The organism is Streptomyces sp. NPDC050759 (assembly GCF_044456945.1).
In the GTDB taxonomy this organism is placed as follows: Bacteria; Actinomycetota; Actinomycetes; order Streptomycetales; family Streptomycetaceae; genus Streptomyces.
On sequence record NZ_JBITGI010000005.1, the window covers coordinates 71,305 to 87,398 of the forward strand.

General features: G+C 70.8%; 12 protein-coding genes. 10 read left to right on the top strand and 2 right to left on the bottom strand.

The genetic code is table 11. The annotated features are described in order from the left end of the window. The first annotated feature begins 38 nt into the window (after window positions 1-38). The 4 genes from ACIBJB_RS16865 to fxsT all read left to right on the top strand — a co-directional run bounded on the left by ACIBJB_RS16865 (window position 39) and on the right by fxsT (window position 8,096). Entirely contained in the window at window positions 39-230 is a 192-nt protein-coding gene (locus ACIBJB_RS16865) for an FXSXX-COOH protein (RefSeq protein WP_398931144.1), read from the top strand. Between the two features lie 37 nt (window positions 231-267). Continuing rightward, window positions 268-2,679, top strand: a complete 2,412-nt coding sequence (locus ACIBJB_RS16870; RefSeq protein WP_398931146.1) for an FxsB family cyclophane-forming radical SAM/SPASM peptide maturase — start codon at window positions 268-270, stop codon at window positions 2,677-2,679. A 106-nt stretch (window positions 2,680-2,785) separates the two neighbouring features. After that, window positions 2,786-4,039 carry a TIR-like protein FxsC gene (locus ACIBJB_RS16875; RefSeq protein ID WP_398931147.1) on the top strand — a complete coding sequence of 418 codons (1,254 nt, stop codon included), beginning with the start codon at window positions 2,786-2,788 and terminating at the stop codon, window positions 4,037-4,039. A gap of 91 nt (window positions 4,040-4,130) precedes the next feature. Continuing rightward, the gene (gene fxsT, locus ACIBJB_RS16880; protein ID WP_398931149.1) at window positions 4,131-8,096 is read left to right on the top strand and encodes an FxSxx-COOH system tetratricopeptide repeat protein; all 3,966 of its coding nucleotides are present in this window, start codon (window positions 4,131-4,133) and stop codon (window positions 8,094-8,096) included. 214 nt (window positions 8,097-8,310) lie between these two features. Here fxsT and ACIBJB_RS16885 read toward each other — a convergent pair whose 3' ends face one another. Beyond that, complete coding sequence (locus ACIBJB_RS16885) at window positions 8,311-9,183, bottom strand: alpha/beta fold hydrolase (RefSeq protein ID WP_398931151.1); 873 nt, start codon at window positions 9,181-9,183, stop codon at window positions 8,311-8,313. A gap of 101 nt (window positions 9,184-9,284) precedes the next feature. Beyond that, window positions 9,285-9,728 carry an ATP-binding protein gene (locus ACIBJB_RS16890; RefSeq protein WP_398931153.1) on the bottom strand — a complete coding sequence of 148 codons (444 nt, stop codon included), beginning with the start codon at window positions 9,726-9,728 and terminating at the stop codon, window positions 9,285-9,287. Window positions 9,729-9,958: 230 nt separating this feature from the next. Between ACIBJB_RS16890 and ACIBJB_RS16895 the strand changes: the two genes are divergently transcribed. The 6 genes from ACIBJB_RS16895 (at window position 9,959) to efeB (ending at window position 16,067) form a co-directional block, all read left to right on the top strand. Then, window positions 9,959-10,765, top strand: a complete 807-nt coding sequence (locus tag ACIBJB_RS16895; RefSeq protein ID WP_398931155.1) for a hypothetical protein — start codon at window positions 9,959-9,961, stop codon at window positions 10,763-10,765. 135 nt (window positions 10,766-10,900) lie between these two features. Next, on the top strand, window positions 10,901-11,638 hold the full coding sequence (locus tag ACIBJB_RS16900; protein ID WP_398931157.1) for a YcnI family protein: 738 nt from the start codon (window positions 10,901-10,903) through the stop codon (window positions 11,636-11,638). A gap of 98 nt (window positions 11,639-11,736) precedes the next feature. Continuing rightward, window positions 11,737-12,393: an SCO family protein gene (locus ACIBJB_RS16905; protein WP_398931159.1), complete on the top strand. Its 657-nt coding sequence runs from the start codon at window positions 11,737-11,739 to the stop codon at window positions 12,391-12,393. After that, entirely contained in the window at window positions 12,390-12,842 is a 453-nt protein-coding gene (locus ACIBJB_RS16910; protein WP_398931161.1) for a copper chaperone PCu(A)C, read from the top strand. The genes ACIBJB_RS16905 and ACIBJB_RS16910 overlap by 4 nt, the downstream gene beginning before the upstream one ends. A 13-nt stretch (window positions 12,843-12,855) precedes the next feature. Continuing rightward, the gene (locus ACIBJB_RS16915) at window positions 12,856-14,757 is read left to right on the top strand and encodes a copper resistance CopC/CopD family protein (protein WP_398931163.1); all 1,902 of its coding nucleotides are present in this window, start codon (window positions 12,856-12,858) and stop codon (window positions 14,755-14,757) included. 8 nt (window positions 14,758-14,765) lie between these two features. Further along, window positions 14,766-16,067, top strand: a complete 1,302-nt coding sequence (gene efeB / locus ACIBJB_RS16920) for an iron uptake transporter deferrochelatase/peroxidase subunit (protein WP_398931165.1) — start codon at window positions 14,766-14,768, stop codon at window positions 16,065-16,067. Window positions 16,068-16,094 lie beyond the last annotated feature (27 nt).

Genomic DNA, 16,094 nt, shown 5'->3' on the forward strand with positions numbered 1-16,094 from the left:
CGCAGACCAGCGGGCACACGGAAGATCGAGGTTCGTCCATGAACATGCCCACCACCACCGTCGACGAGCCGGGAACGCAGTCGACCTCCGGGGAGCGGGTCCCGTTGGTGCGGCTCGCCGCTCGTCCGGACGGTCTCAGGTCCGGTGCCCTCCACCGTGTCGTGTCGCACGGCACCCCCGACCGCGGGCCCGCGCGGCTCTCGTTCGCCGCGTTCCAGTCGGCCGTCTGACCTCCGCCCCCTCGGCCAGGGAACGCGCAGTGCGCTGATGGACCCGTCGCCGCACCCATTGAGCCAGTTCGTGCTGAAGATGCACAGCCGCTGTGATCTCGCATGCGATCACTGCTATGTGTTCGAACACGCGGACCAGAGCTGGCGAGGCCGCCCCACGGTGATCTCCGGTGCGGTGCTGGACATCGCCGCCCGGCGCATCGCCGACCACGCCCGCACCCACCGCCTCGACACCGTGCACGTCGTCCTGCACGGCGGGGAGCCCCTCCTCGCCGGCCGGGAAAGGCTCCGGCTGGCGGCGCAGGGCTTACATACCGCCCTGTCCGGCGTCTGCGCCCTCGACCTGCGCATCCACACCAACGGCGTCACCCTCGACGAGAAGTTCTGCGACCTGTTCGCGGAGTTCGACATCAAGGTCGGCGTCTCGCTCGACGGCGACCGCGCCGCCAACGACCTGCACCGCCGCTATCGCAACGGCCGCAGCAGCCACGCCCAGGTCCTGCGCGCGATCGACCTGCTCAACAGCCCCCGCTACCGGCACCTCTTCGCCGGACTGCTCTGCACGGTCGATCTGCGCAACGACCCGGTCACCGTCTACGACGCCCTGGCCCGGCTCGCCCCGCCCCGCATCGACTTCCTGCTCCCCCACGCCACCTGGGACGAGCCCCCGGCCCGCCCCGCCGACAGCACCTCCACCGCCCCGTACGGCGACTGGCTCCTGCGCGTCCACGACCGCTGGACCGCAGCGGGCAGACCCATGGGCGTACGGGTTCTCGACTCCGTTCTGCGCACCCTGCGCGGAGCGAGCAGCCTCACCGAGTCCCTCGGACTGGCCCCGGTGGAACTGGCGGTCATCGAGACCGACGGCGCGCTCGAACAGGCGGACTCGCTGAAGACCGCGTACGACGGGGCGCCCGGCACCGGCATGCACGTGACCACCCACTCCCTGGACGAGATGGCCGTACATCCCGGCATCGTGGCCCGGCAACAAGGGCTGGACGGACTGTGCGAGACATGCCGTGACTGTCCGGTCGTCCGCTCCTGCGGCGGAGGGCTGTACGCGCACCGCTACCGCTCCGGAAGCGACGCGGGCGGGTTCATGAACCCGTCCGTGTACTGCGCCGACCTGAAACAGCTCATCACCGGGATCCGCGACAGGGAGGCCCAGAAGACGCCGATGCCACAACTCCCCCTGGACGACACGCACCTCGACGAGCTCGCCACCGGCTTCGGCGGCGCCGAAGCCGTGGAACTGCTGGCCCGTCATGAGCTCACCGTCAACCGCGAACTCCTCGCCGCCGTCTGGCACGAGAGCGCGCACAGCGCGACCGGTACGGCGGCCTGGGAAGCCCTCGCGGTCCTCGACGCCGAGGCTCCCGAATCGGTGGACGCCGTACTGGCCCACCCCTACCTGCGCCCCTGGGCACAGCGCGCGCTGCGCGGTGACGGGGAAGCCGGCCGGATCGCGATGCGCGGGGTCGCGGAACTCGCCGCGGCGGCACTGGTGCGGGCCGGGCGCGAAGGCACCGTGACCGTGCCGACCGGCGCCGGGGTGCTGCGGCTGCCGACCCTGGGCGCGTTCGTCGTGGGGGACGCGACTTTGGCGCAGGTCACCGGGGGCGCGGACGAGGGCTTCACGGTCCGGGTCGGAGAGCGGACGCACACCGTGGGCCGCAAGTCCGGTGCGGATCCGGCATGGCGGGCCCGGCACCGGTTCGAACTGCCGGGCTGGGCCGTCGCCCTGGAGGACACGGACCCCTGGCGGGACGCCCACGGCTACCCCGTGCGGGCGCGGTTGTCCCCCGCGGCGGCCGAGGACTGGCGCGGCCAACTCGCCGCCGCGTGGGAGTGGATCCAACATGAACTGCCCGCGTACGCACCCGGACTCGCCGCGGGCCTGAGTGTCGTCACCCCGTTACGGGAGTCCCCCACGGGCGCGGACATCAGCTCGGCGGCCCGGGACGCCTTCGGCGCGGTCGGCATCGCCCGGCCGGACACGCCCCAGACCCTGGCGTGTCTGCTGGTCCACGAGTTCCAGCACGTCAAGCTCGGCGCCGTACTCGATCTCATGGACCTCTACGACCCCACCTGCGAGCAGCTCTTCTACGCCCCCTGGCGTCCGGATCCGCGCCCGCTGGAAGGGCTGTTGCAGGGGACGTACGCGCACATCGCCGTCGTCGACTACTGGCGCGCCCGCCGCCGGACCGCGGACGGCGCCGAGGCGCACGAGGCCGAGGTCCGGTTCGCCCGATGGCGCGAGCAGACCGCGGAGGCGGTGGACACCCTGGTCGGCTCGGGAGCTCTGACAGAACTGGGCGGGCGCTTCGTCGCTGCCATGGGGGAAACGGTGTCGTCCCGGCTGACGGACCCGGTGCTGCCCGACGCGCTGATCAATGCCCGCAGGACAGCGGCGGACCACAAGGGACGCACCGCGCCGGAGGCCGGCTGAGGACCCCTCATATCCAGGCCGGAACAGTCGACTTCGCCGTACCGTTCCGCTGATGAGGGGGTGGTTCCTACACTGAAGCTCCATCGGCGGCGTATCGGGGGTGTTCGTGCGAGGGGATTCAGAAGACCCCAGGAACGGGCGGCCGTACTTTTTCCTCAGTTACGCGCACACACCGCGCAACGACTCCGAGATCGCCGGGCCCAACGCATGGGTGAAAAAGCTGTACGACGGCCTGTGCGCGCACATCCTGGAGATGACGTCGTTACCGGTGGGCGCCAGAGCCGGCTTTCTGGACCAGGGGATCGCGCTGGGAACGCGGTGGACGGACGAGTTGTCGGAGAATCTCGCCCGCTGCCAGGTGTTCGTGCCGCTGTACTCGCCCCGGTACTTCATCAGCGAACAGTGCGGTCGTGAGTGGTGGGCCTTCTCGCAGCGGGAGATCTACCGCCGTACTCTTCGCGGGGACTCGCGCGAGAGCGCCATCGTCCCGGCGTTATGGGTTCCCGTCGAACTCGCCCAGCTTCCCCAGGTGGCCAAGGACCTGCAGTTCCAGCACGGGGACTTCGGGGACGACTACGCCTCGGAGGGGTTCTACGGCCTGACCAAGCTCAGCTATCTCAGAGACCAGTACGAACTCGCCGTCTACCGGCTGGCACAGCGGATCGTCCGCGCCAGCAGGGCCATAGACCTGGAGGAAGGGCAGGTCTACCGGCAGTACGAGTCGTTGCCCAGCGCCTTCGGCGACGGCGCTCACCCGCCCGAGTTCGACGTCACGGTGATCGCCCACTCCCGGTCGGACCTGCCGCCGGGCCGGGTGCCCGACTACTACGGGGACACCCCGCTCGAGTGGAACCCCTACCACCCGGTGTCGACGCGCTCGCTCGCCGAACACGCCGCCGACCTTGTCAGGGCCATGAACTACCGGGTCACCGTCAGCGACTTCGAGAACGAGGCCGACCGCCTCCTCACCATGGGCCCGCCCACCGCGCCCGCCCTGCTGCTGCTCGACCGGTGGGCCCTCAACTCCCCGCGGGTGAGGGAACTCATGGCGCAACTGGCCGAGCAGCAGCGGCCCTGGATCAGCGTGATGATCCCCCAGCACAGGGACGACGCGATCTCCCCGGAGCGGGACCGGCAACTGCAGGAACTCACCGACCGGGTGCTGGCCGCACGCCAGTCGGTCGGTTCGGGCCACCGCTCGTCCGGCGGCGCCATACGCACCCTCGAAGCCTTCCAGCTCGAACTCCAGAAGGCCGTACGGCAGGCGGTCAACTACTACGAGTCCCATGCGAGGACCTATCCGCCGAAGGGGCCACCCATCGATCCCCCGCGGCTGCCCAGGCTGGGACACCACGTCTGAGCGCGAGGCCGGGGCACCCGCGCGGACCCATCCGCGGGACCCGGCACGTACGGCACGAGGGAAGAGCAAGGCCGACACAGCGGAGGGCGCCATGACCGAGGACCGCAAGGGTTCAGTGATCACCTTCTACTCGTACAAGGGCGGTACCGGCCGGACGATGGCCCTCGCCAACGTGGCCTGGATCCTGGCCGCCAACGGCTATCGCGTGCTCGCCGTCGACTGGGACCTCGAAGCCCCGGGCCTGCACAGGTTCTTCCACCCGTTCCTGAAGCCCTCCTTACTGCGGGCCACTCCGGGCCTGGTCAACCTGATAGACGACTACCGCCGCGAGGCACTGCGTGACCTGCCCGACCGCGAACCGGACTGGCACCGCCGCTACGCCCGGGTGCGCCCCCACGCCATCTCCCTGGAGTGGAACTTCCCGGAGCCCGGCAGCCTGGACTTCCTGTCGGCGGGCATGCGCCACCGCGACTACCCGATCGTCGGCAACATGGACTGGGACAGCTTCTACAGCAGCTACGGCGGCGGTCAGTTCTTCGACGCGATGCGCTCGGACATGGAGCGGTACTACGACTTCACCCTGATCGACAGCCGTACCGGCCACAGCGACCTCGCCGACATCTGCACCGTGCAGATGCCCAGCACCCTGGTGGTCTGCTACACACTCAGCGACCAGAGCATCGAGGGCGCCGCCGCGGTCGCCCAGGACATCGAGGAGCGCTACGGCGACAAAGGGATCCGCATCCTGCCGGTCGCCATGCGCATCGACGACGGCGAGAAGGACAAGGTCGACGCCGGACGCGCACTGGCCCGTGAGCGCTTCGACGGCCTGCCCAGCGGCATGGACCCCGAGGAACTCACCGCCTACTGGGGGTCGGTGGAGATTCCCTACCGCCCCTACTACGCCTACGAGGAGATCCTCGCCCCCTTCGGTGACCCGCCCAAGGTCGCCAGTTCCATGCTGACCGCCTGCGAGCGGCTGACCTCCGTCGTCACCGCGGGCCGGGTGACCTCCCTGCCGCCCCTCAACGAGGTCAAGCGCAACCAGTACGTCGCGGCCTACACCCGCCGCCGCCCCCTGCCGCCGTCGAAACTGCTGCTCCAGTACGTCTCCGAGGACCGGATGTGGGTGGACTGGCTGGAGGCGGTGCTGCGCGAGGCCCGCTTCGAGGTGGCCTCCCAGGACATGCGGTCGATGACCACCCTGGAGGTCGGCGCGGAGGCGCTGGCCGGCGGCTCGCAGCGGGTGCTCGCCGTGGTCTCCCCCGCCTTCCTCGGTTCCCGGACGGCCCAGGCCGCCTGGGAGGCCACGGTGCACTCGGGCGGTCCGCACCAGCACCAGCCGGTCGCCCTGCGGGTCGGGGACGTGCAGCAGATTCCGTACGCGAACCGGGGCAGCACCATCGATCTGGCCCGGCTGGACGAGGAGACGGCGGCGACCACCCTGCTCACCGGTCTGGGCCGGCCCAGCTCGCCGCAGCCGGCCACCCGCCCGCACGGCGCGCGCTTTCCCAACAGCAGCACGAGCGTGTCCAACGTCCAGCCCCGCTATCCGTTCTTCACCGGCCGCTCCTCGATCCTGGAACAGGTGCGCCTCCAGTTCGTCACCGGCGCGTCCGGGGGGCGGCTGCCCCAGGTGCTGCACGGGCTCGGCGGGGTCGGCAAGACCCAGCTGGCACGCGAGTACGCCAACCGCTTCAAGCCCGACTACGACCTGGTGTGGTGGGTGGACGCCGAACAGCCCGACCTGGTCGCGCCCAAACTCGCCGACCTCGGCCGACGGCTCGCCCCGGGCATCGGCGACGACGTGTCCGAGGCCGCCGTGGCCGCGCTCCAGGCGCTGCGGGCCGGCCACCCGTACAAGCGCTGGCTGCTGGTCTTCGACAACGTCGAGGACCTGGACGACGTGCTGAACCGCTTCAGCGACCAGACCGGCCCGATCCCCGACGACGTCTACGGCCATCTCCTGGTCACCACCCGCACCAAGCCGGCCACGACCCAGGTCCGGACGGTGGAGGTCGAGGTCTTCACCCGGGAGGAGAGCGTCGAGCACCTCACCGGACGGGTGCCGGGACTGCGCGAGGAGGACGCGGCCCTGGTGGCCGACGCGGTCGGCGACCTGCCCCTGGCGATCGAGGTCGCGGCGGCCTGGCTGGCCACGACGGCCACGCCCGTGGGGGAGTACATCGAGCAGTTGCGTGAGCAGAGCACCCAGGTGCTGTCGGTCCAGGCCGCCGTCAACGCCGTGGAGTACCCCTCCTCCGTGGGCGCCACCTGGAACATCTCCGTCACCCGGCTGCGTCACGAGTCACCCGCGGCGGCCCGGCTGCTCGAACTGTGCAGCTTTCTGTCCGCCGAGCCGATCTCGATGGCCCTCGTCGGCAGCGACGCGATGATCAGGGCGCTGCTGCCCTACGACAAGGACCTGCGCGCGAGGTACATGCTCGGCAAGGTCACCCAGGCGCTGAACAGGTTCGCGCTGGCCAAGGTGGACGCCACCGACAACTCCATCCAGGTGCACCGGCTGGTGCAGGCAGCGGTGCGCGACAGCATGGACCCGCAGGTGGCCGACGACACCGTCCACGAGGTGCACCGCATCCTCGCCGCCATACGGCCCTCCGAGGACGCGGTGGACGACCCCGCCAAGTGGCCCGAGTTCGAGGTGATCTGGCCGCACCTCGTCCCCTCCAACATCCGTGAGTGCGCGGAGGAGGAGCCCCGGCAGCTGATGGTGGACCGCATGCGCTACCTGTGGAAGCGCGGCGAACTGCTTCTCGCCCGCACCCTGGGTTCCCAGCTCGACGAGTTCTGGAGCACCGAGTTCCCGGACTCCAACGACGAGCAGATACTCAACCTCCGCTTCGAACTGGCCAACATCCTGCGCTCGCAGGGTGAGTACCAGGCCGCCCGGGAGATGGACGAGGACACCCTGGCCCGGCAGCGCAGGCTCCTCGACGAAGGCCACCCGTCCCTGCTCATCACCTCCGGCAACGTGGCCGCCGACCTGCGGGCGCTCGGCCGCTTCAACGAGGCACTGGAGCTGGACCAGCGCAACTACAACGGATTCCGCGAGATCTTCGGCGAGGACCACTCCCGAACCCTCCGCTCCGCCAACAACCTCGCCATCGACCACCGCCTCACCGGGCACAGCGAGGCCGCCCGGCGGCTCGACGAGGACACCGTGCGCCGCCGCACGGCGCTGGTCGGCCCGCTGCACCCCTACACACTCACCACCCGCAGCCACTACGCCCGCGACCTGCGGGAGCTCGGCGAGTACGACGAGTCGGTGGAGATCCTGCGTCAGGTGCGCGAGCTCTTCGGCCAGGTGCTCAACCCGTACGTGCCGGAGGTGCTGCGGGTCGACAAGAGCCTCGCCGTGTCCCTGCGCAAGGCCGGCCGGTCCGCGGAGGCGCTGCAGCTGAGCGAGCAGACCTGGGAGACCCACACCCGCTACCGCGACCGGTACGGCCGCTCCATTCCCGAGGAACTGGCCTGCCAGCTCAACCTCGCCGCCGACTACCTCGCCACCGATCCCGAGCAGGGTGCTCTGCGGGCCGTACGGCAGGTCGAGGAGGTGCTGGAGGGGTACCGGAACTCCTTCGGCCCCGACCACCCGTTCACGATGTTCTGCATCAACAACCTGGCGACCTACCACCGGGCCCTCGGCGAGCCGCAGAAGGCCGCGGAACTGGCCGAACAGGCCCACACCGCCCTCGCGGCGGCCCTCGGCGACGACCACCCGGCCACCCTGAGCGCGGGGACCAGCCTGGCCAACGCACTGGCGGACCTCGGTCGTCTCGAAGAGGCCGAGCACTGGGAGCGGCTAGCTCTGACCGGGCTGCGCGACCGGCTCGGGCCCACCCATCCCGACGCCCTCAGCAGCATGGCCAACCTGGCGATCACCCTCCGCGAGCTGGGCCGGGACAAGGAGGCCACGCGACTCCACCAGGAAGCGGAGACCGGTCTGATCCAGCGGCTGGGCGAGACCCATCCGCTCAGCGAGGCAGCGACCGCCTGGCAGCGGATCGACCGGGATCTGGAGCCGCAGCAGGTGTGATCCGGGGTGGGGCGGGGGTGGGGCGGGGCGGGGTCCCGCGCTGTCGTGGGCCGGTGCCGGCGCCGCGGCCGCGGTGGATGGGTGTTGATGCCGCGGCCGTCATGAACCGGTGCCGGCGCCGCGGCCGTGGTGGATGGGTGTTGATGCCGCGGCCGCCATGAACCGGTGTCGATGCCGCGACCGTCGTGGATGGGTCTTGATGCCGCGACCGTCGTCACCCGTCGAGTCGGGCGGCCCAGCCGATGATGCGGGTCATCACGCGCAGTGCCCCGAAGTGGGCGGCGCCGCGTTCGACCTCGACGCGGGCCCCGGGGATGTTGCGGCCGAGCCAGCGGGTGTGTTCCACCGGGGCGAATATGTCCTCCTCGCCGTGCCAGAGAAAGACGGGGGCGTCGATGCCCGACAGCTCGAAGCCCCAGCCCGTACTGAAGGCCATGACGTCGTCCACCCAGCCGTCGGCGGAACTGCGCAGCCCCTCGGCGAAGTTGCGCTCCAGCATGGCCTGGATGCCGGCGTCCGCGAAGATCCGGCGGTCCGACTCGGGCAGCCCGCTGCGCATCTCGGCGACGGAGGCCGCCGGATCGGCGCGGATCGTCAGTGAGCGTCTTCCCAGCGTGGCGGTGAGCCGGTGCCGGCCCGCGGCCGCGTTGACGTAGGCATGGACATTGGCCTCGGTCATGCCGTCGAACCAGTCGAGGTCGGCGGCGTCCTGAGGGGCGAGCCCGACCAGGGCGCCGACCCGTGCGGTGCGTTCGGGGAGCAGTGCCGCGCAGGCGAGCGCGTGCGGGGCGCCGCCCGAGCGGCCCACCACTCCGAACCGGCCGATCCCGAGGGCGTCGGCGATCAGGCGCACGTCCTCGGCCGCCGCGCTCACCGTACGGCCCAGGCTGCGGTCCGAACCGCCGTATCCCGGCCGGTCGAAGGTGATCAGCCGGATCCCCATGCGGTAGAGCACCGACGGCCGCGGGGCGGGTCCGAGCCGGCTGCCCGGGGTGCCGTGCAACAGGAAGACCGGGCGGCCCTTCGGATCGCCCCGCTCCTCGGCCGACAGCCGCCGCCCGTCCTTCGTGCATACAGTCCACGCCATCGGCAGTCCCCCCACGACCGGCGTTGCCGTGACGTTCGACGACAGACCAACCGGCACCGGTCAGTATGCAGACCGGAACCCCCCGGAGTCATGACGTCGGATCAGACCGCCATCAGCGGTGCGTCCTTCCTCCACTTGAGGATCTTGTCGAAGCTCACCACGGCGCCACGGCCCGGCTTGTTGCCGATCTGGACATGGTCGGCGAGTTCGCGGATGAGACACAGGCCGCGGCCGTTCTCCGCCTCCATGGGGGTGGGGCGGGGCGGCCGCACGGGCGAGAAGCCCGGGCCGGAGTCGGTGACTTCGATACGGCACTTCTCGCCGTCGAGGTAGGCGGTGACCCGGTACGCCGCCGAGGAGTCCGGCACCCCGCTCTCCCCGCCGTGCTCCACGGCGTTGGCGCAGGCCTCGCTGAGGGCGAGGGAGAGATCGTAGGAGACGTCCGGGTCGACGCCCGCGGTCTCCATGGTGCCGAGCAGCAGGCGCCGGGCGAGCGGGACGCTCGCAGCCTCACGCCGCAGATGGAGTGACCACCAGATGCTCATGCTCCAGCCTCCTGGCCGCGGCTCGACATACCGTTACGTATTGCCGCGCGCGCCCCGGTGTAAGCACATCGTTGACGTGATGCCGCCCATACGGGGGATGCGCCGGGGGCAATGAGCGGTGTATGTGGGGCAGGCCGGGTCAGAAGTGACCTTCCGGTCGTACACCCCGTACGTCATCTTGTGGACCTGCCGTATGGCGCTCATAAGCCCAGTGCGATGATGAGCCCGCCATGACTGCCCCCCACGCGCGCTCCGGAGGAGATCTCCGGGTTCTGCGGGCCGCGGTGTTCGCCGCGGTCTGCGTCGTGCTGGCCGCGGCCGGTCACTCGATCGCCTCCTGCGCCACGGTGCCGTGGTGGACGCTCGGTGCGGGTTTCGTCGGGGCCGTTCTCGTCGTGGCACCTCTTGCCGGGCGCGAGCGCTCACTGGCGGGGATCGCGACGCTGCTCGCGGTCGGACAGACCGTGCTGCATGCGCTGTTCGGGCTCGGGCAGCACGGTACGGCCACGATGACGATGTCCTCGATGCCGCCGGCGTCCGACACCGCTCTGGTCCAGCAGGCCGCCCGGCTGCTGTGCGGGACCACCGCCGCGGCGATCAGCCCGGCGCAGGCGCAGAAGATCCTCACCGACGCCCGGCTCCAGCCCGGGACGGGCACCACCGTGGTGCACCATTCCGCGGACGCCATGACCGGCTCCTCGGTCTGGCCGTCCCTGCCGATGGTCCTCGGGCACGTCCTCGCGGCCGTCGCCGCCGGGTGGCTGCTGCGGCACGGGGACCTGGCGTTGCTGCGGCTCGCCGAACTGTCCACGTGCTCGGCGCATTCGGTCGCGGAAGGGGCGCTCGTACGGTCCCTGCGCGGGGCCCTCGCGCTGGTGCGCGCCCTGCGTGCGGGGCTGCCGGGAGCGCCCGAGGCGGGACCACGCGCCCCGCTGGCGGCGTCGCTCGCGCCGCCCCGGCCGCGGACCGCGGCACTCCAGCACACGGTGATCAGGCGCGGGCCGCCGGCCGCCGCCGAGCTCGTTCTCGCCGCCTGACGCGACGCGATCACCGATCCACATCCTGAAGGACATTCCTGAGGGACGTGTGGAAGGGGCCGCCGTCGTGCGGCACGCGCGTGTGCACACGCGCATCCCTCTTCACGGAACCCCTTTCGAAGCGGAGTGCTCTTCATGAAGGCTTCTCGTCTCGCCGCCGCCGGTGCCGTCGCCGTCACCTCGGTCATCGTCCTGTCCTCACCCGCGTTCGCGCACGTCAGCGTCCAGGCCGAGGGCACCGCCGCCAAGGGCGGTTACGCGGTCGTGGACTTCAAGGTCCCCAACGAGCGCGACAACGCCTCCACCACCAAGCTCGAGGTCAACTTCCCGACCGACCACCCGCTGGCCTCGGTCATGCCGGAGCCGATGCCCGGCTGGAAGATCGACATCACCAAGTCCACGCTCGCCAAGCCGCTCGAACTGCACGGCGAACAGATCACCGAGGCCGTCTCCAAGGTCACCTGGACCGCCACCACCAAGGACGGCGGCATCCGGCCCGGCTACTTCGAGAAGTTCCCGGTCTCGATCGGCGCCCTGCCCGAGAACGCCGAGGAACTGGTCTTCAAGGCGATCCAGACGTACTCCAACAAGGAGGTCGTGCGCTGGATCGAGGTCCAGGAGGACGGCGCGGAGGAGCCCGAGACCCCGGCGCCCGTCCTCGCCCTGTCCGCGGCCTCCGAGGACGGACACCACGGCTCGACGGCCGCCGAGGAAGCGGACGCCAAGACCGAGAACGCCGCCGCGACCACCGAGGCCGCCGCCGGCGACAGCAGTGACACCACCGCCCGCGTCCTCGGCGTGGTGGGCATCGTCGTCGGCGCCCTGGGCGTGGCCTACGGCGTGCTCGCCGGCCGTCGGCGCAGCGACGCCTGACCCGTTCGCGGGACGTTCGCCTGACCTGTTTCGCGGGACGCGCCGGGGTCGTACGACCCCGGCGCACACCGAAATTCTTACATCTGGGACATTTTGATATGCGCAAGAAGACGTTCGCCGCGGCCGCGCTGATCGCCGCCGCCACCCTGACCCTCTCCGCCTGTGGCAGCGGTGACGACAGCAGCTCGCCCGTCTCCGTGGTCTCGGAGGAGGCCGGATCCGACAAGGCCGCCACCGTCCTCGACCAGCCGTTCGAGAAGCCGGACCTGGTCCTCACCGACACCAAGGGCGAGAAGTACGACCTCCGCAAGGAGACCGCGGGCAAGCCGACCCTGATCTACTTCGGCTACACCCACTGCCCCGACATCTGCCCGCTCACGATGAACAACATCGCCGTCGCCAAGAAGCAGCTGTCCAAGTCCGAGCAGAACAAGCTGACCGTCGTGTTCGTCACCACCGACCCGGCCCGCGACACCCCCGCCGAACTCGGCAAGTGGCTCAAGGGCATCGACACCGCGTTCGTGGGCCTGACCGGGGACTTCGCCACCATCCAGGCGAGCGCCCGCACCCTCGGCATCTCCATCGAGCCGTCCCACAAGGACAAGAAGACCGGCAAGACCGTCTCGGTGCACGGCACCCAGGTCGTCGCCTTCTCCCCGAAGACCGACAAGGGGTACGTCCTCTACGGTGAGGACGCCACCGTCGACGACTACACCAAGGACCTGCCCAAGCTCATCAAGGGGCAGAACCCGTGAAGCGTTCGTCCACCGGGCTCGCCGTACTGACGGGAGCGGTCCTGCTGCTGGCCGGCTGTTCGGATTCCGACGGCTCCTCGGGAGGGCTCACCGTCTCCGGCGCCTACATCCCGCAGCCCGTCTCCGCCGACATGGCCGCCGGGTTCCTGACCATCTCCAACTCCGGCTCGTCGAAGGCCGAGCTGACCTCGGTCACCAGCGACGACGGCGAGGTCACCATGCACGAGACGACCGGCGGCGCGATGGAGGAGGTCTCCCGCCTCTCCGTCCCCGCCCACGGTCAACTCGTGTTCAAAAGCGGCGCCAACCATCTGATGTTCGACAAGCTGAAGCAGGCTCCGAAGCAGGGGCAGACGATCACCGTCGAACTGCACTTCGCCCAGTCCGACCCCGTCGTCGTGAAGATGCCGGTGAAGTCGGCGACGTACGTCCCGAAGACCGGACACTGAGGGAGGGATCACCTTGACGCAGACCATCGCCCCCCGCGTCCGGACCCTGGTACTGCTGCTCCTGGCCGCGTGCGGCCTGCTGCTGACCACGGCCGGGCCGGCCTCCGCGCACGCCGCGCTCACCGGCAGCGACCCCCAGCAGGGGGTGGTGGTCGACAAGGCGCCCGACCAGGTCTCTCTGACCTTCTCCGAGAAGGTCGCCCTGTCGAACGACTCGCTGCGGGTCCTCGACCCCAAGGGCAAGGCCGTCCAGCAGGGCAAGCCGTTCGAGGCCGGCGGCACGACATACGGCATCAAGGTCCACAGCGGCCTGCCGGACGGCACCTACACCGTCACCTACCAGGTCGTCTCCGCCGACAGCCATCCCGTCGCCGGCGCCTACACCTTCTCCGTCGGCGCCCCCTCGACCACCTCCGTCTCCGTCTCCGGGGACACCGCGGGCGGCGGGGTCGTCGGCTGGCTGTACGGCTTCGGGCGGTACATGTCGTACGCCGGTTTCATCGTGCTGGTCGGCGGCGCCGCGTTCGTGCTCGGCTGCTGGCAGCGCGGCGCCGGAGTGAAGCCCATGCAGCGGCTCGTCGTCGGCGGCTGGCTCACGCTCACCTCGGCCACCCTGCTGCTTCTCCTGCTGCGCGGCTCCTACACGGGCTCCGGGAAGGTCGGGGACGTCTTCGACCTGGACCTGCTCGGAAACGTGCTCCAGACCAAGGCGGGCGCGGCCCTGGTCTCCCGGCTGCTCCTGCTCGCGGCGGCGGCGCTGTTCATCTCCGTGCTCTTCGGGGCCTACGACAAGCGCGAGGACGAGGAGAAGCGGGACCTCACCTTCGGGCTCGCGATCGGCGGGACCGTCGTCGCGGCCGGACTCGCGGCGAGCTGGGCGATGGCCGAGCACGCCTCGGTCGGGCTCCAGGCGGGCATCGCGATGCCCGTCGACGTCGTCCACCTGCTGGCCGTCGCCACCTGGCTCGGCGGGCTGACCGCGCTGCTCGTCGCGCTGTACCGCTCCGACGCGCCGATCGAGTCGGCCGCCGTACGACGGTTCTCCCAGGTCGCCTTCGGCAGCGTGTTCGCGCTGGTCGCGACCGGCGTCTACCAGTCCTGGCGGCAGCTCGGCTCCTGGTCCGCGTTCACCGAGACCCGGTACGGGCAGCTGCTGCTGGTCAAGATCGGACTGGTGGCGCTGCTGGTCGGCATCGCGTTCATCTCGCGTCGGTGGACAGCCCAGCTGGCCGACACCGTCGTGCGGCAGAAGCAGAACAAGCGGGCGCCTCAGAAGGAGCGGGTCGCTGCGAGTGCGTCCGGCTCCGGCAAGTCCAAGGGCGCCGGCTCCAAGCGGGCCGCTCAACTCGCCCGGCAGCAGGCCGCGATGGACACCGCGCGGCAGAAGCGGACCCGGGACGCCGATCCGAACCGGTTCGGGCTGCGCCGCTCGGTGCTCGCCGAGGCCGGTGTCGCGGTCGTGCTGCTGGCGGTCACGACCGTGCTGACGCAGACCGAGCCCGGCCGTACGGAGGAGGACGCCAAGGCGGCCAAGGCGACCTCCTCGTCCTCCTCGTCCTCGTCGGCCGGATCCGGGGCGGTGACCCTGGACATGTCCTTCGACACCGGCGGCACGGACGGCAAGGGCGTCGTGACCGTCGACTTCGACCCCGCACGCGTAGGCGGCAACGAGATGCACGTCTACGTCCAGCGGCCCAACGGCCGCGCCTTCGACATCCCCGAGGTCAAGGTCGCCCTCACCCTGGAGGCCAAGAAGATCGGGCCGCTGGCCATCACCCCGGACCGCATCGCCACGGGCCACTGGTCGGCGAGCAACGTGCAGATCCCCATGGCGGGGGACTGGAAGGTCGCCGTGACCGTACGGACCTCCGACATCGACCAGACGACCGTCTCCAAGAACGCGCAGATCGGCTGAACCGCACCATGGCTGAACAGTCCATTCCCGTCGCCGGCACCGAAGGGGGCGGCTCCGTCGAGGGGGGCACCTCCACCGAGGGGGGCGTCCCGGCCGGAGGCGGCATCTCGCGGCGCGCCCTGCTCGGCACCGCCGGCGCCACCGGGCTCGTCCTGGGCGCGGCCGGCGGAGCCGTGGGGTACGCCTCCGCGCCCGCCGGGGCGACTCCGCTGACCTCCGTGGGCAGCACCGAGGTGATGTTCCACGTGAAACATCAGCCCGGCATCACCGAGGGCCTCCAGGCCCGCGGCCATCTCGTCGCCTTCGACCTGGCGGCGGGCGCAGGCCGCAAGGAGGCCGCCGCGCTGCTGCGCCGCTGGTCACAGACGGCTCGACGGCTGATGGCGGGGGAGGCTTCCGGGTCCGACGACACGGATGTCGCCCGGGACGCCGGGCCCTCCTCGCTGACGCTGACCTTCGGCTTCGGGCACAGCTTCTTCGCCCGCACCGGGCTGGAGAAGCAGCGGCCGGTCGCCCTCGACCCGCTGCCCGACTTCTCCTCCGACCAGCTCGACAAGGCCCGCAGCAACGGCGATCTGTGGGTGCAGATCGGCGCCAATGACGCCCTGGTCGCCTTCCACGCCCTGCGCGCGGTCCAGAAGGACGCGGGCAGCGCGGCGAAGGTCCGCTGGCAGATGAACGGCTTCAACCGCACGCCGGGGGCCACGGCCCACCCCATGACGGCCCGCAACCTCATGGGCCAGCTGGACGGCACGCGCAATCCGAAGCCGAACGAGCCCGACTTCGACCAGCGCGTCTTCGTCCCGGAGTCCGGCACGCCCGCGTGGATGGCGAACGGCTCCTACGCCGTCGTACGACGGATTCGGATGCTGTTGGACGACTGGGAGAAGCTCTCCCTCGGGGCCCAGGAGGCCGTCATCGGGCGCCGGAAGGCGAACGGCGCTGCGCTGTCCGGGGGCACCGAGACGACGCCGATGGACCTGGAGAAGACGGACGCGAAGGGGGATCTGGTGGTGCCGATCAATGCGCACGCCCGGATCACCCGGCCCGACCAGAACGGGGGTGCGGCCATCCTGCGCCGTCCGTTCTCGTACCACGACGGCATCGACGCGGACGGGGTGCCGGACGCCGGGCTCCTGTTCGTCTGCTGGCAGGCCGACCCCTTGCGCGGTTTCGTCCCGCTCCAGCGCAAGCTCGACCGCGGCGACGCACTCTCCCCGTACATCCGGCACGAGGCGAGCGGTCTGTTCGCGGTGCCGGGCGGGGCGGCGGAGGGGGAGTACGTGGGGCAGGCGCTGCTGGAGGGGTGAGGGTGCGGGCGGGGCGGGGTCACGCGA